The sequence below is a fragment of the Streptomyces pratensis genome (assembly GCF_016804005.1).
Taxonomy (GTDB): Bacteria; Actinomycetota; Actinomycetes; order Streptomycetales; family Streptomycetaceae; genus Streptomyces; species Streptomyces pratensis_A.
The window spans coordinates 7,005,714-7,027,930 of record NZ_CP051486.1 but is presented as its reverse complement, the minus strand read 5'-3'; the positions used below and the strand labels follow the sequence as shown (position 1 = coordinate 7,027,930).

13 protein-coding genes are annotated in these 22,217 nt (G+C 72.8%); 7 read left to right on the top strand and 6 right to left on the bottom strand.

Going from position 1 to position 22,217, the window contains the following annotated elements; genetic code table 11:
- Positions 1–221: 221 nt before the first annotated feature.
- Positions 222–4,325, bottom strand: coding sequence for a hypothetical protein (locus HED23_RS29315; protein WP_203186363.1), 4,104 nt, complete (start codon positions 4,323–4,325; stop codon positions 222–224).
- Between the two features lie 287 nt (positions 4,326–4,612).
- Complete coding sequence (locus HED23_RS29310; RefSeq protein ID WP_203186362.1) at positions 4,613–6,142, bottom strand: PucR family transcriptional regulator; 1,530 nt, start codon at positions 6,140–6,142, stop codon at positions 4,613–4,615.
- 125 nt (positions 6,143–6,267) lie between these two features.
- On the opposite strand from HED23_RS29310, the gene HED23_RS29305 reads away from it, so the two are divergent.
- The 3 genes from HED23_RS29305 to HED23_RS29295 all read left to right on the top strand — a co-directional run bounded on the left by HED23_RS29305 (position 6,268) and on the right by HED23_RS29295 (position 10,482).
- A complete protein-coding gene (locus HED23_RS29305; protein ID WP_203186361.1) occupies positions 6,268–7,731 on the top strand; it encodes a sodium:solute symporter in 1,464 nt (487 codons plus the stop codon).
- A gap of 103 nt (positions 7,732–7,834) precedes the next feature.
- A complete protein-coding gene (speB, locus tag HED23_RS29300; RefSeq protein WP_203186360.1) occupies positions 7,835–8,803 on the top strand; it encodes an agmatinase in 969 nt (322 codons plus the stop codon).
- Positions 8,800–10,482: a thiamine pyrophosphate-binding protein gene (locus HED23_RS29295; RefSeq protein ID WP_203186359.1), complete on the top strand. Its 1,683-nt coding sequence runs from the start codon at positions 8,800–8,802 to the stop codon at positions 10,480–10,482. The genes speB and HED23_RS29295 overlap by 4 nt, the downstream gene beginning before the upstream one ends.
- Positions 10,483–10,544: 62 nt before the next feature.
- On the opposite strand, the gene HED23_RS29290 is transcribed toward HED23_RS29295, so the two are convergent.
- Complete coding sequence (locus HED23_RS29290; RefSeq protein WP_203186358.1) at positions 10,545–10,910, bottom strand: hypothetical protein; 366 nt, start codon at positions 10,908–10,910, stop codon at positions 10,545–10,547.
- Between the two features lie 292 nt (positions 10,911–11,202).
- Between HED23_RS29290 and HED23_RS29285 the strand changes: the two genes are divergently transcribed.
- The 3 genes from HED23_RS29285 (at position 11,203) to HED23_RS29275 (ending at position 17,020) form a co-directional block, all read left to right on the top strand.
- Positions 11,203–14,895, top strand: a complete 3,693-nt coding sequence (locus HED23_RS29285; RefSeq protein ID WP_203187682.1) for an ABC transporter ATP-binding protein — start codon at positions 11,203–11,205, stop codon at positions 14,893–14,895.
- An 89-nt stretch (positions 14,896–14,984) separates the two neighbouring features.
- A complete protein-coding gene (locus HED23_RS29280) occupies positions 14,985–15,461 on the top strand; it encodes a hypothetical protein (RefSeq protein ID WP_238442156.1) in 477 nt (158 codons plus the stop codon).
- A 77-nt stretch (positions 15,462–15,538) separates the two neighbouring features.
- Positions 15,539–17,020 carry a S28 family serine protease gene (locus HED23_RS29275; protein ID WP_203186357.1) on the top strand — a complete coding sequence of 494 codons (1,482 nt, stop codon included), beginning with the start codon at positions 15,539–15,541 and terminating at the stop codon, positions 17,018–17,020.
- A 46-nt stretch (positions 17,021–17,066) separates the two neighbouring features.
- Here the strand turns inward: HED23_RS29275 and HED23_RS29270 are convergent, their stop codons facing one another.
- From HED23_RS29270 to HED23_RS29260, 3 genes are all read right to left on the bottom strand, one after another.
- Positions 17,067–17,720: a hypothetical protein gene (locus HED23_RS29270; protein ID WP_203186356.1), complete on the bottom strand. Its 654-nt coding sequence runs from the start codon at positions 17,718–17,720 to the stop codon at positions 17,067–17,069.
- 98 nt (positions 17,721–17,818) lie between these two features.
- A complete protein-coding gene (locus HED23_RS29265) occupies positions 17,819–19,675 on the bottom strand; it encodes a glycoside hydrolase family 3 protein (RefSeq protein WP_203186355.1) in 1,857 nt (618 codons plus the stop codon).
- Positions 19,676–20,203: 528 nt separating this feature from the next.
- Positions 20,204–21,115, bottom strand: coding sequence for a LysR family transcriptional regulator (locus HED23_RS29260; protein WP_203186354.1), 912 nt, complete (start codon positions 21,113–21,115; stop codon positions 20,204–20,206).
- 99 nt (positions 21,116–21,214) lie between these two features.
- Between HED23_RS29260 and HED23_RS29255 the strand changes: the two genes are divergently transcribed.
- Positions 21,215–22,216, top strand: coding sequence for an EamA family transporter (locus HED23_RS29255; protein WP_238442155.1), 1,002 nt, complete (start codon positions 21,215–21,217; stop codon positions 22,214–22,216).
- Position 22,217: the final 1 nt, after the last annotated feature.

Below are 22,217 nucleotides of genomic sequence, written 5' to 3'. Positions count from 1 at the left end.
TCCGATGTGAAGGAACCGTGTTGCTGGGTGTGAGACATACGATGCCGCCGAGGCGGTGACTGCGGCATGAGTACCCATACCTACGTTCGTATAGTGATGGGCGGCTCGGCTTCGGGTGCGGCCTCCATGGCCAAGGTCTGCTTGCCAGGCTCGCCTACGCCGTCGGGGTCGCCTGCTGTGTCACGACGACCCCGGGCCGGGTCCCCCGTGGGGATCGGCCGTCACCGGCGCGGCTTCGCCGACGGCGACTCCCAGGCCCGGACGAACCGCTCGTGCGCCGGAGGCCGGATCCCGGTGGTGTCCACGGCCGGAGACGCCGGTGCGGGGCGTGGGGCCTTCGCTGCGGTGAGTTCCTTACGGACGGCGCGGTGGTGATCGAGGGACCAGGAGTTCCAGCGGCGGACGGTTCTGTCGGCCGGGCGGTCCAACGCGTGGGTCTGGAGGTGGAGGGCAGCCGCGTCACGGCTCACGCCGAAGGCACCCGCCACCTCGTCCACAAGGGCCGGGACGCCGAACAGCGGGTTGGCCTCGTACTGGCCGGGCGGTACCGGGGTGTCGGCGGCCCGGTCCGCGAGGGCACGCAGGGCGGTCAGGAGCCCCTCAGAGGTGCCGACAAGGGTGTCCGCGAGTACGTCGAGCAGGGCATGGGCGCCCTCCGCCGCAGGGTCTCCGACCGGACGCTCGGCGAGAGCCCAGGCGACCGCGGTGGCGGCGGCCCGTACGCCGTCGGCGTCCAGTGGCTCATCGACGCGGCCGGTGAGCAGGGCCGTGGCCCAGAGCTCCGGCAGGCCGTGGTCCGCAGCGAGGGCGGCGGCGTGGCTGCCGTCGTCGGCGTAGGGGGCCGCGCCGAGCAACTCGGCCCACCCGGCGGCCATTCGCTCCGCCGCCGCGGTCACTCCGCCCGGGGCCCATAGCTCCGCCGGGTCGCCGGGCAAGGCATACGCGAGCACCGTACGCCGGCCCGCGAGACCGAGCCGCCTCCGGAACTCGTCGTACGCGAAGGAGGTGGCCCGGTCCGCCTTGTACGGCTTGGACCGCAGGAGCTTGCGGTGCGCGCCGTGGTCGTCGCTGCCGGCGAATCCGTCGAGGACCAGGGCGGCGATCGGGCGCGGCACCCCGGTGCGCCAGCGGAACAGGTCGACGGCCTCCTCCGGCACGGGGAGCGGTCCACGCTCGGACAGGTACGCCAGCAGGCGGGGGAGCCGGGTGCCGTCGTCGGCGGCGATGGTGTGCGTCGCGCACTCCTCGGCGTCGGCGGGCGCCGGTCCGGCGGCTCGCTGGAGGAACGTGGCGATGTTGTTGCGGGCCGGACCGGAGGCCACGGTGTGCCCGTCCGCGCGGAGTCCGGCGAGCCGCTGTTCGGGAGCGCGGCCGGTCCTCCAGGTGCTGCCCGCTTCCGCGAACGGCTGCCTGCTCCAGGTGTCGAGCAGTGCGGTGAGGGCGTGCCGCTGGTCGTCGGGGGTGGCCGCGACGGCGGCCCGCCAGGCCACCGCGTCGATCCGGCCCGTCAGCGCCATCCACTCGGACGGCGGGGCGGGAAGGGCCAGCACCCGCACCTCGTCGTCGATCTCTCCCCGCAGGTACCGGCCGTCGGCAGCGACCGAGGTGAGAAGCGCGGGCTGCGCCGGCCGTTCCTCGAAGCCGTGCGGTGGGGGCAGCAGGCTGTGGAGAGCAGGGACGAGCCGCGTGTCCGGCACGGGGTCGGACAGGTGGACGACGGGCCCGGCCCGCATGACGGCGACCCGGTGGGACAGCTCCCGGCGGCGGCGGAGTACGTCGGCTGCGAGGCGGGCGGCGCGGTCCACGCCGTCCCCGACCTGTGGGTCGGTCACCCCGGGCAGGGTGCTCCCGGTGCCGGGGCGCAGCAGTTCACGTACGGCGGTCTCCGTGACCGTCCGCAGGGCGCGGGACGACGGGGCGTCGCGCGGGGTGAGGAAGTGCCAGAAGGCGGGCGGCGGAACCGGCCCGGCCTGTTCACCCAGAGTGGCGCGGCCACGAGACCTGTTGCCGCTGCCGGGGAAGCCCTGGACCTGCCACAGCAACGAGTTGTCTTCAGCGGCGTGGCAGCGGATGGTGGTCCCGCCCGCGAGGACGGCGTCCTCACCGTCGAGCGGCAGGGCGAGAATGCCCCACGGGCGGCGGCCGAAGGTGCCGCTGCGGTAGGAGGCGGTACGGCCGTCGATGGACTCCAGCTCGAACTCGCGGGGGGACGGGCCCCCGTACGGCGTGCGGTAGCTGACCCGGCAGCCGGTGAGCGCGCCGTCCTGGCCGAGCGGCGACGGCGGGGAGCCGGGTGGAAGCGGGGCGAGGATGCGGTGGTCGGGGAACGGCCTGGTGCCGGCCGGGGACTCGGCGGGGTCGTGGAAGGCCGGGAGAGTGCGGTCGGTGGTGGGAACCCCGGTTGCCGCGTCGATGCGGTTCCAGCCGTCCCGGTCCTCGCTGAACACTTCGGCACTCCAGAACGCGTGGCCGTCACTCATCTGGTAGTCGCGATGCCCGATGCCCTCACGGCCGCCGGCGCGGAGGACGCGCTCCCCGTCGAACCGACCACCCCCGTCCTGCGTTTCGAACTGGTACCCGAGGCCGCCCTGGATGCTGCCGCCGTAGGGGCGCAGCCCGTACGCATGCTCCGGTGTGAATGTCTCGCCGGGGTGGTCGGACCAGTAGGCGGTGCCGGGGTAGTTGTCCTCGTGCTCGCCGTTCCAGGCGACGAGGAACTGCCCGCCGACCCAGTGGACGGTGTGGCCGAGGGCGCCGTCGGGGAGTTGCAGGGTGTGTTCGCCGCGCACTCCGGCGTGGCCGACGGCGAGGGCACGGGTCTCGCCGAACACGGTGAGCACCGGCCAGGTGCAGGTGACGTGAACGGTTTCGTCCGGCCGGAACGAGGCGAGGGCCTGGTCCAGGGCGGGCCAGCCCAGCTCCTCGGGGAGTCCCGCCCGCAGGGCGCGGGTCAGTGGGCCTGTGAGGTCAAGGGCGTCGAGGGCCTCTTCGATGCCGTCCAGGGCGATGGCGGTGGGCCGGTCCAGAAGGCCGCGCAGCTCCTCGACGGCCTCGTCGGCGGCGGCGAGACCGCCACCGCGCAGGGCGTCGAGCAGCTTCTCGACGCGGGCGTGGACCTCGACGGTGATGCCCGGGGTATGGGGGAGCCGGCTGATGGCACTGCCGCCACGCGTGCGGAGTCCGGCGTGCACGGTGCCCTCCAGGCGGGGCCCGAACACCGGGTCGGCGGCCAGCGCCCTCAGGTCGCGCAGGGAGCGCTCGCCCCAGAACTCAAGGCCGATCGCAGGACCGGGATCGTGCACGGCCATGCCCTCGGCGAGACAGACGTCGAGCAGGTCGGCGTCCAGGTGCGGCCACCGGTAGCGGTCCTCGTGGAGCCGGACAGGGGCCCCTTCCGCCTTGATCCGTAGTGCGAAGCGCCCGACCAGGTCGAAGAGTTCGGCCGGCATCGCCTGGCGGGTGATCCCGCCGCCCGAGGGGCGGTGCGCGTACTGGGCGGCGTACCGGCGCAGCCAGTCCCCGAGGCCGCCCTCCGGGACGATCCGGCCCTCGGCCGCGGCGTCGGCGGCGCCGCAGCCGATGAGCAGCCGCAGCCAGGACGCGGCGTCGTTCTTCGAGTCGGGGAACAGGTCGAGGAGGGCGGTGGCCTGCTCGTCGGCCGGTGGATGAGCCCTCAGCGGGCCGACGGCCGCGTCGAGCAGCCGGTCGGGTACGGCCTTGCCACGGGACGCGGCCAGCAGCCCGCCCAGCACCCGGGCCTCCTCGGCGGTGCCGAGGCCGGCTGCACGGGCCGAGTCCCGGACGCGGCGGCCCAGGTCGGCGGGGAGCTCGCCGGGTGACGTCGCCCAGACGGCCAGCAGGTCGACATACGCACGGTGGGCGTCCACGGGGCCGAACACCTCTGCCGACCACACGGGGGCCTTGCTGAGTTCGGCGACGGGCAAGGCGCCGAAGCGGGCGAACAGCGTTGCGTTCGCCCAGCTCCGGTCGGGGTCGACCGGCAGCCCGTGGGCGCGTTCGGCGGAACGGGCCAGCCCGTAGGCGCGCGCCGCGGAACGACGGTGCGCCTCCAGCATCCAGTGGCCGATCGTGTCCCAGAACCAGGGCAGATGGGCGGCGGGAAGACCCCTGGCCAGGCGCTCGGCGTCGTCCACGAACCGGCCGGGCTTCTCCCAGGACCGGTGCCGGGTGCTGTCCGCCCGCTCCAGCGTGACGCGGGCGTCGGCTTCTACGCCAGGCCCCTGGGTGCGCGCCCAGTCGACGTACGTCTCGGAGATGCGGTGATTGGCCGGGAGCGGGACGGGAGTTCCGGTGCTGCTGGTCATATGTGCGATCTTGTCAGGCGGCACTGACAGCTCAGGCGGCAATGACAGCGGTACGCGGAGTCGGGAACGCCTTGTGGGAGGTCGAGTTCAGCACGGTGGAGCCGCGCCGAAGGGCCTCTCCACCCGCCTGTTCCCGTCGATTCCGGTGGCCGGCTTCCGTGATCCCGTGCCACCGGCCGTTCGTCGCCTCGTCAGTTCGCCGCCTCGCCAGGTCGTCGCGCCGGCCGCTCACAGTGCCGGTCGGGGGCGGCGTAACAAGAGGCGCGATGCACATCTCGGAGGCTGGTTCAGCGGGTCCGGTCCCGCAGCGCGAACCACAGCTCCGTCCGTACGTCCATGTCGTCCAGGTCCATGTCCAGCAGCGCCGCGCACCGGGCGACGCGCTGGCGGACCGTGTTGCGGTGGATCCGCATGGCCACCGCCGTGCGGTCCCAGCTGCCGTGGAGGCTCAGCCAGCAGCGCAGGGTCTCGGCCAGGGTGTCCGTGAGGGGGGCCAGGAGGGCGCGGGCGTGGGCCTCGGCGCGGTCGGCCGGGATCAGGCCGGCCAGGCCTCCGACGCCGGGGCGGTGCGTGGTCAACGCGGTGCGGGTCGCCTCCGCGTGGCCCAGGGCGCGGGACGCCTGTGTGTCGGCGTCGGGGAGCGCGGTGACCGGAGTGGGCTCGGAGACGCCGAGGGTCCAGCCGGGCTGCGGGGCCACCGCCTCGTGGCGGCCGGGCAGCAGGATCCGTACCGTCTCCCGGTCCACGTCCGACAGGGCTGAGCCGAGTGCCGCGCCGAGCGTCCCGGCGTTCAGCGGGTCGGCCGGGGTGCCGTCCGCGCGGCGGGCGTGGACCACCGTCCAGGAGTCGCCGTCGCCCAGCAGCGGGGCCACATCCTGTGGTGCCGCGCCGAGCAGGAGCCGTACCAGCGCCGCCGATCGGCCCGCGGCGTCGGCGCCCTGGTGCGGGGCGGTGAGCAGGGAGAGCAGCACGACGGCGATCCCGGCGACGGTGTGGTCGCCGAAGTCGCGCCGGGGGGTCGCGAGGGCCAGGGCCAGTCCCTGCCCGCCGCCCAGCGCGTACGCGAACAGATGGGAGCCGCCGCGGGTGTCGGTCGCCGACGACGGGCTCGGTTTCCGGCCGGGGGAGGGGGCCTGCGGGCCGGCCGGGAAGGCGCCGGGTGCGGAGCCCGGGGCGGGGCCGGTGGAGGGGGATCCGGCGGGTGCCACCACCCTGGCCAGCCGTGCCAGCGCCGTCTGTACGTCCGGTGCAGGGCGTCCGCCCGCCGTGTGCAGCACCTCGCCGTCCGCCGTGAGCAGCGCGACCCGTCCCTCCAGCTGTACGGCGAGCTGCCGCAGCACCGCGGGCACCGGGTCCGGGCGGGCCGCCGCCGTCGCCAGGGCCTGCTGGGCCCGGGTCACCCGGCGCAGCTCACGATGGCGGGCCTCCGCCATGAGCCGCCACACCGCCCGGGCGACCGCGGCGAAGCGGGTCTCGGGTGGTACCTCGAGCAACGGCAGCCCGTGCCTGTCGCAGGCCTCCACCAGGGCTTCCGGCACCGTGTCGTGCACCGGTGCCACCCCGAAGCCGACCGCCGCCGCCCCCGCCTCGACGAGCCGGGCCACGTAGGTGTCCGCGTCCGCGAGCTGCACCCCGGCGGTCAGCAGCAGTTCGCCGCCGAGCAGATACGGATACGGGTCGGCCATCTCCGAGGTGTGCACCCACAGCAGGTCCGCGTGGGCCGGGCCGGCGATCCGGCGCAGCCCGAGCTCCTCCCGGGCCAGCAGCTCGGCCAGCGGGATGGGAGGGGCAGGGGGCCCGGTGGGGGAGTCCGGCATGGATGGTCCATCCACTCGACGGGTTGAGGATGGAGGAAACGTACACTTCAGCGTCGGCTTCCGGCCACCTACCGTCTTCATCACCACACCCGACCCCTGAGCGGAAACGAGACGGAGGAAAGCCCATGGCTGTCGACTACGCGGTGATCGTGGTCTATCTGGCCGGCATGCTCGCCATGGGCTGGTGGGGCATGCGCCGCGCCAAGTCCAAGAGCGAGTTCCTGGTCGCCGGGCGGCGGCTCGGCCCCTGGATGTACTCCGGCACCATGGCCGCGATAGTCCTCGGCGGTGCCTCGACGATCGGAGGCGTGGGCCTCGGCTACCAGTACGGGCTCTCCGGTGCCTGGATGGTCTTCACGATCGGCCTCGGGCTGCTCGCCCTGTCCGTGTTCTTCTCGGCCCGCATCGCCCGGCTGAAGGTCTACACCGTCTCCGAGATGCTCGACCTGCGCTACGGCGGCAGGGCCGGCGTCATCTCCGGTGTCGTCATGTGGGCGTACACGCTGATGCTCGCGGTCACCTCGACGATCGCCTACGCCACCATCTTCGACGTCCTGTTCGACGTGAACCGGACCGTCGCGATCATCCTGGGCGGCACCATCGTCGTCGCGTACTCGACGCTCGGCGGCATGTGGTCGATCACGATCACGGACATGGTGCAGTTCGTCGTCAAGACCATCGGCGTCCTGCTCCTCCTCCTGCCGATCGCCGTGGTCAAGGCCGGCGGCTTCAGCGAGATGAAGGCGCAGCTGCCCACGGAGTACTTCGACCCCCTGGGCATCGGCGGCGAGACGATCTTCACGTACGTCCTGATCTACACCTTCGGCATGCTGATCGGCCAGGACATCTGGCAGCGCGTGTTCACCGCCCGCAGCGACCGGACTGCACGCTGGGGCGGAACCGTCGCCGGGACGTACTGCCTGGTCTACGCGGTCGCCGGCGCCGTCATCGGGACGGCGGCCAAGGTGATGTACCCGACGCTGCCGAGCGCCGACGCGGCGTTCGCGACGATCGTGAAGGACGAACTGCCGGTCGGTGTGCGGGGGCTGGTGCTCGCCGCCGCGCTCGCCGCCGTGATGTCCACCTCCTCCGGCGCCCTGATCGCCTGCGCGACCGTGGCGAACAACGACATCTGGTCGCGGCTGCGGGGCGTGGTCGCCAAGGAAGGCGGCGAGGAGCGCGACGAGGTGAAGGGCAACCGGGCGTTCATCCTCATCATGGGCGTCGCCGTCATAGTGATCGCCATCGCGCTCAACGACGTCGTCGAGGCACTCACCGTCGCCTACAACCTGCTGGTCGGCGGGCTGCTGGTGCCGATCCTCGGCGGTCTGCTCTGGCGCCGGGGAACGGCGGCGGGCGCGCTGGCGGCCGTGGCCGTCGGCGGTGCGTCGGTGATCGGGCTGATGGCGGGATACGGGATCCTCGCCAACGAGCCGGTCTACTACGGGCTCCTCGCCTCGCTGGCCGTCTACGTCGTCGTCTCGCTGGCGACGAAGCCGACCGACGCGGCCGTGCTCGCGGCCTGGCGCGAGCGGCTGGCCGGGCGGGGGGCCGAGGAACCGGCCACCCCGGACCCGGTCGCCGTCTGACCGCCGGCCACCGCGGGGGCCGGTGTGAACCGGCCCCTGACACACTTGTCACCGTATGAACGCCCACAAGGCGTGCATGGCTGAACGAAAGGCACCCGCACCCATGAGCAGCAACGAAACGCCGCGCGGCCCCGTCGACTCCTCCCGCGTCCCGCGGTACGCCGGACCCGCGACGTTCGCCCGGCTGCCACGGCTCGACGAGGTGGGCACCGCCGACGTCGCCGTCGTCGGCGTGCCTTTCGACACCGGCGTCTCCTACCGTCCCGGCGCCCGCTTCGGCGGCAACGCGATCCGCGAGGCCTCTCGTCTCCTGCGCCCCTACAACCCGGCACAGGACGCCTCGCCCTTCGCCCTCGCCCAGGTCGCCGACGCGGGTGACATCGCGGTGAACCCCTTCGACATCAACCAGGCGGTCGAGACGATCGAGGCCGCGGCCGACGACCTTCTCGGCACCGGCGCCCGGCTGATGACGCTCGGCGGCGACCACACCATCGCGCTGCCCCTGCTGCGCTCCGTCGCCAAGAAGCACGGCCCCGTCGCCCTGCTCCACTTCGACGCCCACCTGGACACCTGGGACACCTACTTCGGCGCCGAGTACACGCACGGCACCCCGTTCCGCCGGGCCGTCGAGGAGGGCATCCTCGACACCGAGGCGCTCTCCCACGTGGGCACGCGCGGCCCGCTCTACGGCAAGCAGGACCTCACCGACGACGCCAAGATGGGCTTCGGCATCGTCACCTCCGCCGACGTCATGCGGCGCGGTGTCGACGAGATCGCCGACCAGCTGCGGCAGCGCATCGGCGACCGGCCTCTCTACATCTCCATCGACATCGACGTGCTCGACCCGGCGCACGCGCCCGGCACGGGGACCCCCGAGGCCGGCGGCCTCACCTCGCGCGAGCTCCTGGAGATCGTGCGCGGGCTCTCCTCCTGCCACCTGGTCTCGGCCGACCTGGTCGAGGTCGCCCCGGCGTACGACCACGCGGAGATCACGTCCGTCGCCGCCTCGCACACGGCGTACGAGCTGACGACGATCATGTCCCGCCAGATCGCGGAAGGCCGCACCCGGTGAGCCACGACCACGACGACAGGCCGCAGCTCACCGCCGCGCAGGCCGAGGCCGCTCTCAACCCGCCGCCCGGACGCAACGGCGGCGACCTGGTCGTCGAGACCCTCCAGGGCCTCGGCGCCACGACCGTCTTCGGACTGCCCGGCCAGCACGCGCTCGGCATGTTCGACGCGCTGCGCCGCTCCTCGCTCTCGTACATCGGGCTGCGGGTCGAGAACAACGCCGGCTTCGCCGCCGACGCGTACGGCCGGATCACCGGTGAGGTGGCGCCCCTGCTGCTCTCCACCGGCCCCGGGGCCCTGACCTCCCTGGCCGCGCTCCAGGAGGCGGCGGCCGCGTCGGCGCCCGTGCTGGCGATCTCCAGCCAGATCCCCACCGCCGGGCTCGGCGGAGGGCGCCACGGCTATCTGCACGAGCTCCGCGACCAGAAGGCGTCCTTCCGCGACATCGTGAAGTCCGTGCACACCGTGCGCACGGCCTCACAGGTCCCCTCGGCGATCGCCGCCGCCTGGGAGTCCGCGCTGACGGCCCCGCACGGCCCGGTCTGGGTCGAGATCCCCCAGGACGTGCTGCTCGCCGAGACCACCCTGCCCGTGGTCAGCGCGCTGGACGCCACGCCCCGTGAGCTGTACCCGCGCCCGGAGCTGACCGTCGCCGCCGCCCACCTGTTGTCGAAGGCCGAGCGCCCGGCGATCATCGCGGGCGGCGGAGTCGTACGCTCCGACGCGGCCGGGAAACTGCGCGCCCTCGCGGAGAAGATCGACGCTCCGGTCGTCACGACCTTCGGCGGCAAGGGCGCCTTCCCCTGGGAACACCCGCTCTCGCTCCGGTCCTGGCTGGAGGACCGGTACACCACGGACTTCCTGGAGTCCGCGGACGTCCTGCTGGTCGTCGGCTCAGGACTGGGCGAGCTCTCCTCGAACTACCACACGTTCGCCCCGCGCGGCCGGGTCATCCAGATCGAGGCCGACGCCGGGAAACTGGAGTCCAACCACCCCGCGCTCGGCATCCACTCCGACGCCCGCGAGGCCCTCTCCGACCTCCTGGACACGGTGGAGCCCCGCGAGGACGGCACCGCGGCGGAGCGTGTCCGGGAGCTGCTGGAGAAGGTCCACGGCCGGATCGCGGCACAGGACCTCACGCTGGAGCAGCAGGTGCTGGCCTCCGTCCGCGAGGCGCTGCCCGACACGTCGCCCAGCTTCTGGGACATGACGATCCTGGCCTACTGGGCCTGGTCCGCCTTCGACGCCCGCCACCCGAACACGATGCACTCGGCGCAGGGTGCGGGCGGCCTCGGCTACGGCTTCCCGGCCGCGATCGGTGCCGCGGCGGCCGACCGCACCAGGCCGGTGCTCGCGGTCTCCGGCGACGGCGGTGCGATGTACTCGATCGCCGAGCTCGCCACCGCCCGGCAGTACGACCTGCCCGTCACCTGGCTGATCGTCGACGACGGCGGCTACGGCATCCTGCGGGAGTACATGACGGGCGCCTTCGGCGAAGCCACGGCGACCGAACTCGCCCGACCGGACTTCGTGGCCCTGGCCGAGTCCTTCGGCGTACCCGCGGTCCGTACGACGCCCGAGACCCTGGCCGCCGACCTCGGCAAGGCCCTGGCGGCATCCGGCCCGTCGGTGGTGGTGCTCCCCGCGCTGCTGAAGATGTTCGAGCCGACGCACCTGTAGGAGAGCCATGTGCGGCCGGGCCCCGGGGCGGAACAGCCCCCGGGGTCCGGCCGCACATCCGTTCACCCGGCCCCGACGGCCTTGCCGAGCGCCGCCTCCTGCGCCGTGCGGCCCGCGTGGAAACGCTCCTGCATCTCGGTGTCGCGCAAGGAGTCCGGAAGCTTCCTCCCGGACGGCAGCAGATCAGGGAGGGACCTGAACACCGCGGCCGCGGGCCCGCCCTGCCCCCTGTTCCTGGCCGCCAGCAGGTACTTCCCGGCCTGGTCGAGGTGTTTGGTCAGGTGCTTCGACGGCTCCAGGGCCAGCTTCCGCAACACGTCCGGCCGGCCGAGCGAGTGATGCTCCCCCTGGCCGAGCCTCTCCAGCTCCGCCAGTGCCGCGTAGAGGCGGCCGCAGAGGTAGGCCTCGGTCCTGAGGTCGTTCGTCATCGGATTCCCCGTTCCTGTGATCCCGTCCGCTTGGTCATCCCTACCCCGGGTGGTCCTAGGACCACCCGGGGCGCGCCTGGGCCCATCGGCCGAGAATTGTTGCGGAAGGATGAAATCCGCAGCTGACCGCGTTGGTGACATGCGGTAGGTCAGGCGGGGCGACGGGGCGGAACAGGAGGCACGGGTGGTGGGCGCGGAGAAACAGGGCGCGAAGCAGCGGGGCGCGAAGAAGCGCGGCGCGGAGCAGAGCGGCGCGGGGAGCAGCGCCGAGCAGCAGGGGTGGGGCCGGCGGCTGACCGGGTACGCGTGGCGCTACCGCCGCAACGTCGTGCTGGCGCTGGGCTCGTCCCTCGCGGGCATGGCCGTGATGGCGCTCGTCCCGCTCATCACCAAGGTGATCATCGACGACGTCGTCGGCAGCCACACCCGTTCCCTCGGCCTGTGGACCGGTCTGCTCATCGGTGCGGCTGTCCTCGTCTACGTCGCCACCTTCATCCGCCGTTACTACGGCGGGCGGCTCGCCCTGGACGTGCAGCACGATCTGCGGACCGAGATGTACGGCACCCTCACCCGGCTCGACGGGAAGCGGCAGGACGAGCTCTCCACCGGTCAGGTCGTCGGACGCGCCACCAGCGACCTTCAGCTGATCCAGGGCCTCCTCTTCATGCTCCCGATGACCATCGGGAACATCCTGCTCTTCCTCATCTCCCTGGTGATCATGGCGTGGCTCTCGCTGCCCCTGACCCTCGTCGCCCTCGCCGTCGCCCCCGCCCTCTGGTTCATCGCCCGCCGCTCGAAGGCCCGGCTCTTCCCCGCCACCTGGTACGCCCAGAGCCAGGCCGCCGCCGTCGCCGGGGTGGTCGACGGGGCCGTCTCCGGCGTACGGGTCGTCAAGGGGTTCGGCCAGGAGGAGCAGGAGACCGGCAAACTCCGTGAGGTCAGCCGCAGGCTCTTCGCCGGCCGGCTGCGCACGATCCGGCTGAACTCCCGCTACACCCCGGCGCTCCAGGCCGTCCCCGCGCTCGGCCAGGTCGCCATGCTGGCACTCGGCGGCTGGCTCGCCACCAGGGGCGAGATCACGCTCGGCACATTCGTCGCCTTCTCCACCTACCTCGCCCAGCTCGTCGGCCCGGTCCGGATGCTCGCCATGGTCCTCACCGTCGGCCAGCAGGCACGGGCCGGTGTGGAGCGCGTCCTGGAGCTGATCGACACCGAGCCGTCCATGAAGGACGGCACCAGGACGCTCCCGGCCGACGCCCCCGCGAGCGTCGAGTTCGACGACGTCCGCTTCGGCTACGACGAGGACCGTCCCGTCCTCGACGGGTTCTCCCTCACCATCGAGCCGGGCGAGACCGTTGCCGTGGTCGGCGCCTCAGGCAGCGGCAAGTCGACCGTCTCGCTCCTGCTGCCCCGCTTCTACGACGTGTCGCACGGCGCGGTCCTGGTCGGCGGCCACGACGTCCGTGAGCTGACCCAGGACTCGCTGCGGGCCGCCATCGGGCTGGTGCCCGAGGACAGCTTCCTCTTCTCCGAGTCCGTCGGCGCCAACATCGCGTACGGATACCCGGGCGCCACCCAGGAGCAGATCGAGACCGCCGCCCGTGCCGCCCAGGCGCACGGCTTCATCTCCGCGCTGCCCGAGGGATACGACACCAAGGTCGGCGAGCACGGGCTCACCCTCTCCGGCGGCCAGCGCCAGCGCGTGGCGCTCGCCCGCGCCCTCCTCACCGACCCCCGCCTGCTGCTGCTCGACGACGCCACCTCGGCGGTCGACGCGCGGGTCGAACACGAGATCCACGAGGTCCTGGCGCGGGTCATGGAGGGCCGCACGACCCTGCTGATAGCCCACCGCCGGTCCACGCTCGGCCTCGCCGACCGCATCGCGGTCCTCGACCACGGGCGGCTCGCCGACATCGGTACGCACGCCGAGCTGGAGCGCCGCTCCGCGCTCTACCGCCGGCTCCTCACCGACCCGGACGAGCTGGGCGGCACCTCCCCGGGGCACCGGCCGGCCACGGCCGTGGCAACCGAGGACGACCGTGCGCTCCAGGAGGAGCTGGACGCCGAGTTCGACGCCGAGCGTGGCGTCACCCCCGGGCTGTGGATCCGGAAGGAGGAGCAGCGTGACGCGGCGGCCGCCGCCATGCCCGCCACTCCCGAGCTGCTCGCGCAGGTCGACGCGCTGCCACCCGCCACCGACGCCCCCGCGATCGACGAGGCGAGCGCGGTGCGACCGGAGAAGTCGTACGGCCTGCGCAGGCTGCTGCACGGCTTCGGCGCCCCGCTGCTGGTGAGCCTGGCACTGGTCGCCGTCGACGCGGGCATGGGCCTGCTCCTGCCCGTGCTCATCCGGCACGGCATCGACGACGGCGTCACCAAGATGGCGCTCGGCGCGGTCTGGGCGGCGGCCGGATTCGGCCTGCTCGCCGTGCTCGTGCAGTGGGTGGCCCAGATCGGTGAGACCCGGATGACGGGCCGCACCGGGGAACGCGTGCTGTACTCCCTGCGCCTCAAGATCTTCGCGCAGCTCCAGCGGCTCGGCCTCGACTACTACGAGCGCGAGCTGACCGGCCGGATCATGACCCGGATGACGACGGACGTGGACGCGCTGTCCACGTTCCTCCAGACGGGCCTCGTCACCGCCTTCGTCTCCCTCGTCACCTTCTTCGGCATCACGGTCGTGCTGCTCGTCCTCGACGTCCAGCTGGCCCTGGTCGTCTTCGCGACGCTGCCGGTGCTGATCGTCGGTACGTACTTCTTCCGCCGCAAGAGCGTCAAGGCGTACGAGCTCGCCCGGACACGCATCAGCGTCGTCAACGCCGACCTCCAGGAGTCCGTCTCCGGGCTGCGGATCGTCCAGGCGTTCCGGCGCGAGCTCGACGGTGCCGAGAGGTTCGCGGCGCGCAGCGACCACTACCGCCAGGCGAGGGTGCGGGGGCAGTGGCTGATCTCGGTCTACTTCCCGTTCGTGCAGCTGCTGGCGTCCGTCGCGGCGGCGGCAGTGCTGATCGTCGGCGCGGGCCGGGTCGACAACGGCACGCTGACGACGGGCGCGCTCGTCGCCTACCTGCTCTACATCGACCTGTTCTTCGCCCCCGTGCAGCAGCTGTCCCAGGTCTTCGACGGCTACCAGCAGGCCAGCGTCTCCCTCGGCCGGATCCAGGAACTCCTGCGGGAGCCGACGTCCACGGCCGACCACGACGATCCGCAGGACGTGACGTCGCTGCGCGGCGAGATCGCGTTCGAGGACGTGTCGTTCGCGTACGCCGACGAGGAGGAGGCCCTCACGGGGATCGACCTGCGGATCCCGGCGGGCCAGACGGTCGCCTTCGTCGGCGAGACGGGGGCGGGCAAGTCGACGCTGGTCAAGCTCGTCGCCCGCTTCTACGACCCGACGAGCGGCCGGATCACGGCCGACGGCACGGATCTGCGCCTGCTCGACAGGACGGCGTACCGCCACCGGCTGGGAGTCGTGCCGCAGGAGGCCTACCTCTTCGAGGGGACGGTCCGCGACGCCATCGCCTACGGGCTCCCGGAGGCCACCGACGCGCAGGTGGAGTCGGCGGCCCGGGCGGTCGGCGCGCACGACATGATCGCCACCCTGGAGGACGGCTACCTGCACGAGGTCGCCGAGCGGGGCCGCAACCTCTCGGCCGGTCAGCGGCAGCTGATCGCGCTCGCCCGCGCCGAGCTGGTCGACCCGGACATCCTGCTGCTCGACGAGGCCACCGCCTCCCTCGACCTGGCCAGTGAGGCGCAGGTCAACCAGGCCACCGACCGGCTGGCGGGCCGGCGCACCACGCTGGTGGTCGCCCACCGGCTGACGACGGCAGCCCGCGCCGACCGGGTCGTGGTGATGGACGGGGGAAGGGTCGCCGAGGACGGCACACATGACGAGCTGCTGGCCAGGGAAGGCGCGTACGCGCGGCTGTGGCGCACCTTCATAGGAGAGGGCATAGGGGAGGACACCCCGGCGGGTGTATGACGTCCGCCGCACGGTCCGCTGTTGCCCCCGCCGCGCCGGAACCCGATGGCCCTCTCACCGCGTCGTACACCGATGCGTACGCATGTCCGATGACGGGCAGCAGGTTCGATGAGGCGGGCGGAGTGGTTGTGGTGGACGGTGCGGTGGGACCGCTGAGGTCATCGGGACGGCCGGGGAGCCGGGCAGGGCGGCGCATGGCGGCTGCGCTCCTCGTCCTGCCGCTGCTCGGCGCCCTCGTCCTGGTGCTGGGCCCCACCGGGACCGCCCCCGCGCAGGCCGCGTCGGCCTGCTCGGGGCGGCTGGTCAAGACGGTGACGTTCTCCACCGGTTCGCTGCGCGTCTACAAGAGCCGCGCCTACGCGTGCGCCGTCACCGTCGCGAAGAAGCCCGGTGCGCGCCGGGCGATGCAGGTCTCCTTGCAGCCGCGCGGCGGCCGGGCGGTCGTCGACAGCGGCAGGTTCACCAAGCTGGCCGGCCCGGTCACGGTGCACGCGCTGAACCGCTGTGTCCGCGCCTCGGGTTCCGTCGGGGGCGCTTCCGGCTCGACCGGATGGATCCTGTGCTGACATGCGTGTGGGTCTGGCGTGGCACGTGTGACCCCCGCTAGGTTCACGGCGACTGTCGTGAATCAAGGGGAGGGTGCATGCGCAAGGTGCTCAGAGGCGTTCTGTCGCTGGCGGTGCTCATAGGCACAGTGAGTGCGACCGGAGCCTCGGCCGGAGCGGCCACCGCCGCACAGCCGGCCGCGAAGCAGGGCAGCTCCACCGGCAGCGGTGAGAGCAGCAGCGAGGACATCAAGGACCGCATCCTGGCCATCCCGGGAATGAGCCTGATCGAGGAGAAGCCCTACCCCGGCTACCGTTTCTTCGTCCTCAACTACACCCAGCCGGTCGACCACAGGCGCCCCTCCAAGGGCACCTTCCAGCAGCGCGTCACGCTGCTGCACAAGGACACGTCCCGGCCCACGGTCTTCTTCACCAGCGGCTACAACGTCTCGACCAACCCCAGCCGCAGCGAGCCGACACAGATCGTCGACGGGAACCAGGTCTCCCTGGAGTACCGGTTCTTCACCCCGTCCCGCCCGGCACCCGCCGACTGGTCGAAGCTCGACATCTGGCAGGCCGCCAGTGACCAGCACCGGGTCTTCAAGGCGCTGAAGAAGATCTACTCCGAGAACTGGCTCAGCACCGGCGGTTCCAAGGGCGGTATGACCGCCACCTACTTCGAGCGCTTCTACCCGAAGGACATGGACGGCGTCGTCGCCTACGTCGCCCCCAACGACGTGGTAAACAACGAGGATTCGGCGTACGACCGCTTCTTCGCACGCGTCGGCACCGAGGAGTGCCGGAACCGGCTGAACGGTGTCCAGCGCGAGGCACTCGTCCGCCGTGAGCCGCTGGAGAAGAAGTACGAGGCGTACGCCGCCGAGAACGGCCTGACCTTCGACACGGTCGGCACGCTCGACAAGGCGTACGAGGCCGTCGTCATGGACTACGTCTGGGCGTTCTGGCAGTACAGCCTGGTCGCCGACTGCGCGGCACTCCCGGCCGACGCCCCGAACGCCACCGACCAGGAGATCTGGGACTCCGTCGACGGCATCTCGGGCTTCTCCGCCTACGCCGACCAGGGCCTGGGGACCTACACGCCGTACTACTACCAGGCGGGGACCCAGCTCGGTTCGCCCGACATCGAGCAGCCCTGGCTCGGGAACCTGAGCCGCTACGGCTACCAGCCGCCGCGCAACTTCGTGCCGCGCTCCATCCCGATGAAGTTCCAGCCCTCGGCCATGCGTGACGTGGACAGCTGGGTGAAGAACAACGCCCGTCACATGCTCTACGTCTACGGCGAGAACGACCCGTGGGGCGCCGAGCCCTTCCGTCTCGGCAAGGGCGCCCGCGACAGCCACGTCTACACCGTGCCGGGCGGAAACCACGGGTCCAAGGTCGCCGGCCTCGTCGCCGACCAGAAGGCCGCGGCCACCGCCGCCATCCTGCGCTGGGCAGGGGTCGCCCCCACGGCGGTCGAGGCCGATCCGTCGAAGGCGAAGCCCCTCGCGAAGTTCGACGCGCGCCTGGACGTGCGGGACGACGAACTCCAGCGTGACCGGGGAACGCTGAGGCCGTAACAGGCAAAGCACAGCTCCGAAGTGGGCTGCGCGCGCCGGGTGCACTTCACACCCGGCGGGCGCAGCCCACAGGTCTGTCCCCGCCCAACCGCACGTACAGATCAGTCGTGTCAGGGCACAGGGCGCGCCGTGCCGCCGCCGAGCCGACCTCGAACTCCGGCGGGTGCTCGCCCGATCCGTCGCAGGCGGTCTCCCTGACCTCGCCCTCGCGGAAGCTGTGGACACAGTCCCCGACGACCGTCAGCGGGCCACCGCCCTGCCCGGGGTCACCCGGGTGCGGGGACTCCAGGTTGCGCATGCAGGCGTACCCACGGGGCGTGGCGGGGCCGTTCCCGGCGGCGGCCGGACCGTCCCGCCCGGACTCCCGGGGGCCCTGCGGGGGAGTGGGGCCGCTCGGCGAGATGTGCAGGACGAAGTCGGTGGTGGGCGGACACCGAGGTCCGTCCGACGGCGCGCCGGTGTGACGCGCCAGCACCCGAGCGGCCGCCCTCTCGCTGCCGCACCACACCTCACGGAACGTCTCCCCGCGTGAGCTGCAGTCGGCCGGTCCCAGGAACTCCAGCCCGTACCCCGAGGGCGTCGCGCTCGCCTGCGGACCGTCGGAGGGCGTACCCACCGGCTGCCGGCAGGCACTCAGGCAGAGCGCCGCGACGACGGGCAGGAGGGTGTACACCACCCCCGCGACACGGCACTTCTCCATGGACGACCCCCCGTACGCCCATGCGGACGTGCACCCAGCGTGACCCGCCGGAGCGGGCACACGCCAGGCGCACGGGTGTTTTTAGCTCATTGGGGTGGTTACGGCGAAGGAGTGGCGTAGCTCCCGTACGACAGGCCGTAGCCGACTGGGTACAGCGCCTGTGCGGGGTCGTCCGCCCGCTGCACCGGCACCGGGAGCCGGCCCTCCGGCCGGGCCCGCCCCGCGATCACGCGAGCGGCCGCCCGCAGCTCGACGTCCGTCCACGAGTACGCGGCGAGGCTCGCGGCGTAGCCGGTGCCGGCCAGTCGGGCGATGTCGTACGGATTCCGGATCGCGAGCGTGATCACCGGGACGCCGGTCGCCGCGAGGGCGCTGACCAGGGTGCGCTGGGAACTGGTCGCCGTGACGTTGTACGTGCCCACGACCACCGCGTCCTTGCCCTGCGCCGCGGCCACCGCCTCCGCGATCTTCGCCTGGGTCGGGGCCGTGCCGGTGGACAGCGCGGTCGCCGCGTAGCCCAGCTCCACGAAGGCCCCGGCGAGCGTGGTCGTCGGGGGACCGGTCGTGCCGGAGGGGGAGGCGGGATCGGCGCCGACCACCAGGAGGTTCTTGTGGGACCGGCGGGAGAGGGGCAGCAGCGAACCCGTGTTGGACAGCAGCGTGGTCGTCCGCTCGGCGATCCGGTCGGCGGCGGCGAGGTGGGACGGGATGCCGACGGTTCGGTCGACGCCCCGGTGGGTGACGTACGGATCGCGGAACAGGCCCAGTTTCGTCTTCAGCCGCAGGATGCGCAGGATCGATTCCTCGATGCGCGCCTCGCTGATCTCGCCGCTCTTCACCGCGTCGAGGACGGCGGTCCAGGCAACCTTGAGGTCCGGCGGGTTGAGCAGCTGGTCGACGCCGGCCAGCAGGGCGAGGACGGGGACGCGCTCGTCGCCGTACTTCGTGCGGACACCCTCCATCCCGAGGGCGTCGGTGACCACCACACCGTCGTAGCCGAGCTCCTCGCGCAGGATCCCGGTGAGGATCGGGTGCGACAGGGTGGCCGGGTCCTCCGACGGGTCCAGGGCGGGCACCACGATGTGGGCCGTCATGATCGAGTCGATCCCTGCGGCGACGGCCGCCCGGAACGGCGGGGCGTCCAGCTCGGCCCACTGCTCGCGGGTGTGGCTGATGACCGGCAGGCCGGTGTGGCTGTCGGTGCTGGTGTCCCCGTGGCCCGGGAAGTGCTTGGCCGTCGAGGCGACGCCGGAGCTCTGATAGCCCTTCACCTGCGCGGCGACCATCCCGGCGACCGAATCCGGGTCGGAGCCGAAGGAACGCACGCCGATGACGGGGTTGGCCGGGTTGACGTTGACGTCCGCGTCCGGCGCGTAGTTCTGGTTGATGCCCAGGGCCGCGAGCTCGGCCCCGGCGATCCGGCCCGCCGCGCGCGCGTCGGAGCGTGAACCGCCCGCGCCCAGCGCCATGGCGCCCGGCAGCAGCGTCGCGGGCTCGCCGACGCGGCACACGATGCCGTGCTCCTGGTCGGTGGAGACGAGGAGCGGCAGCGGGGTGGGCCCGGCGAGCCCGGCCCGCTGGATGCCGTTGGAGAGGTCGGCGATCTGGTGCGGGTCGCGGGTGTTGTGCGCCCAGGCGAAGTAGATGATGCCGCCGACGTGGTACGTGGAGATCAGCTCGGCAGCGTCGCGGACCCCGATCTCGGTGAGATTGGCGTCGACGTCCGCCTGGTCGGGCTCGGTGGCGGAGTGCCCGTGCACCCGCATCACGAAGAGCTGGCCGACCTTCTCCTCCAGGCTCATCCGGGCGATGAGCCGCTTGAGACGGCTGTCCGGGGAGGTGCCTGATGCGGCTGCCTGCGCGGCGCCGGGAAGAGCGGCCACGCCGGTCGCGGCGGCCGCGGCGGTGACCGCCGTGGCGGTGAGGAGGGTGCGTCTGGAGGTGCGGTGGTGCACGTGAGCCCCTTCCGGTGCTGAAAGAAACTTCCAAGAAGGTACGGATATATGGAAAGTAACTACCAGTCAAGGGGGTGGCCCGGGAATGGGCGGTACGCGCGGGACGAGGGCCGGACATGCCCGGACATGGGTACGGCGCCCAGCGCCCCCGGGCTGTGGCCGCCTCACGTCCGGCTCCGGGCCGCCCGGTGTCCGGGGTCCCGGGGTGACCGGGGGTTTCGGCCGGCTGGGCTTCGATGTCCCGTGCGTGGTGACCGGGGGCGCCCGGTGGCCGGCGTTCCTGCCGCCCGGCGTCCCGGGGGCGCCGGGAGCGCAGTCCGAGGAGGGTCCCGGGTGCCTCGGGCGCGGCGCATACGGCGGGAGGCCGGCGATACCCCGGACCGCGACGGTGCTCCGTCGGGGCGGGTCGGACGGGGCGAGCGGGGGCCTCACCGCCCGGGGCCGGCGCCGGCAATCCACCTGCGCCGGTTCCGGGGCTCCCGCCCGTTCCCCGGGGCGCGCGGGAGTCCGGCCGCCCCCGGCCGTGCGTCAGGCGGCCTTTCGGAGCGCCTCGGCCGCCCCTTGCAGCGCCGACACCGCCGCGATGATCGCGGGGCGCCGTGCCGCCTCCGTACGCCACAGCGCGTACAGCCGCCGCACCGGCACGGGGTCCAGCCGCACCGCGGCCACGCCCGGCGGCAGTGGCCCGCGGCCGAGGCGGGGGATCATCGCCACGCCGAGCCCGGCCGCGACCAGGGCCAGCTGGGTGTGGTTCTCCTCCGCCCGGTGGCGGATGTCCGGCTCGTAGCCCGCCGCACGCAGCGTCCGTACGAGCCAGTCGTGGCACACCGTGCCGGGCGGCTGGCACACCCACCGCTCCTTGGCCAGGTCCTCCCGCCGCACCGCCGCCCGGCCGGCGAGCGGGTGCCCCTCCGGCACCAGCAGATCGCACCGGTCGTCGCCGAGCACCGCCTGCGCGACGCCCTCCGGCGCCGGCAGCGGACTGATGTCCCAGTCGTGGGCGACCGCGAGATCGATCACGCCGTTCGCCACCAGGTCGACCGACAGATGCGGATCGACCTCGGTGAGCCGGGCGTCCAGCGCCGGGTACTCCCGCCCCAGTTCGGCCAGCACTCCCGGCAGCAGCCCGCGTGCCGCGGAGGCGAACGCGGCGATGGACAGCCGTCCCGTCGGCTGCCCCCGGCGCTGTTCGAGCGTCGTCTCGGCCTGCTCCACGATCGCCAGCAACCGCTGGGCGGTTTCGGCGAGATGGATGGCGTCCTCGGTGAGCGCCACCCCGCGCCCCCGCCGTTCGAGCAGCGTCGTGCGGGTCTCCCGCTCCAGCTTGGTGATCTGCTGGGAGACCGCCGAGGCGGTGTAGCCGAGAGCGGCGGCGGCCCCCGCGACGGAGCCGTGGACGGAGACGGCGTGCAGGGCGCGCAGCCGGGACAGGTCGAGCACCGGGACCCCCGAGCGAGCAGGAAGCGTTAGCAGTGCTCAATCCAACCATGAAGAAATCCGCGCTGGTGCTACATGGTCCCGACGCCGGATGCTCGGTCCATGCGTCCCCTCCACATCGCCCTGGCCGCGCTGGTCGCCGCCGTCTGGGGTGTGAACTTCGTCGTCATCGAGGTGGGTCTCGACCACTTCCCGCCCCTGCTCTTCTCCGCCCTCCGCTTCCTCGTCGCCGCGCTGCCCGCGGTGTTCCTCGTCGGCAGGCCCACGGTCGCCTGGAAGTGGATCATCGGGGTGGGCCTAGCCCTGGGGGTGGCCAAATTCGGGCTGCTCTTCATCGGGATGGACCAGGGGATGCCCGCCGGGCTCTCCTCCCTCGTCCTCCAGGTCCAGGCCGTCTTCACCGCCCTCTTCGCCGCCCTGGCCCTGTCCGAACGGCCCGGCAGGACACGCGTCCTGGGCATGGGCGTCGCGCTCGCAGGCATCGGTGTGGCCGCCGTCGACGAGGGGGCGGGCGGGCCGGTTCTCGCGTTCGTCCTGGTGGTCCTCGCGGCGGCCTGCTGGGGTGTGTCCAACGTGATCACCCGGAAGGCGGCGCCGAGGGACTCCCTCAACTTCATGGTGTGGGTCTCGACCGTGCCGGTGCTGCCTCTGCTCGGCCTCTCACTGCTCTTCGAGGGCTGGGACAGGGACACCGAGGCCCTGGCCTCGCTCGACTGGACCGGCGCCGGAACCGTCGTCTACGTCGCCTGGATCTCCACCGTCTTCGGCTTCGCGGCCTGGGGCTTCCTGCTCCGCCACCACCCCGCTTCGTCGGTGGCCCCGTTCACCCTGCTCGTGCCCGTCTTCGGGATGTCCTCGGCCGCGCTCTTCCTCGGTGAGCCGGTCAGCCCCCTGCGGTGGTGCGCGGCGGCCCTTCTGGTCGGCGGGGTGGCCCTGACCTCCCTGGCCAGGCCCCGCCCCGCCGTCGCCCCACCACTGCCGGAGGCCGAGGAGGCCGAGGAGGCCGAGGGGGCCAAGGGGGCCAAGGGGGCCAAGGAGGCCGAGCAGGTCCAAGAGGCCCAGGAGGCAGGGGAGCCCGGGGAGGCCCGGCAGGCGCGGGTATGAC

Coding starts and splice junctions, on each gene's coding strand:
- HED23_RS29315 (WP_203186363.1), bottom strand. CDS start 4,325: ATGACCAGCAGCACCGGAACTCCCGTCCCGCTCCCGGCCAATCACCGC.
- HED23_RS29310 (WP_203186362.1), bottom strand. CDS start 6,142: ATGCCGGACTCCCCCACCGGGCCCCCTGCCCCTCCCATCCCGCTGGCC.
- HED23_RS29305 (WP_203186361.1), top strand. CDS start 6,268: ATGGCTGTCGACTACGCGGTGATCGTGGTCTATCTGGCCGGCATGCTC.
- speB (WP_203186360.1), top strand. CDS start 7,835: ATGAGCAGCAACGAAACGCCGCGCGGCCCCGTCGACTCCTCCCGCGTC.
- HED23_RS29290 (WP_203186358.1), bottom strand. CDS start 10,910: ATGACGAACGACCTCAGGACCGAGGCCTACCTCTGCGGCCGCCTCTAC.
- HED23_RS29280 (WP_238442156.1), top strand. CDS start 14,985: ATGACGGGCAGCAGGTTCGATGAGGCGGGCGGAGTGGTTGTGGTGGAC.
- HED23_RS29275 (WP_203186357.1), top strand. CDS start 15,539: ATGCGCAAGGTGCTCAGAGGCGTTCTGTCGCTGGCGGTGCTCATAGGC.
- HED23_RS29270 (WP_203186356.1), bottom strand. CDS start 17,720: ATGGAGAAGTGCCGTGTCGCGGGGGTGGTGTACACCCTCCTGCCCGTC.
- HED23_RS29255 (WP_238442155.1), top strand. CDS start 21,215: ATGCGTCCCCTCCACATCGCCCTGGCCGCGCTGGTCGCCGCCGTCTGG.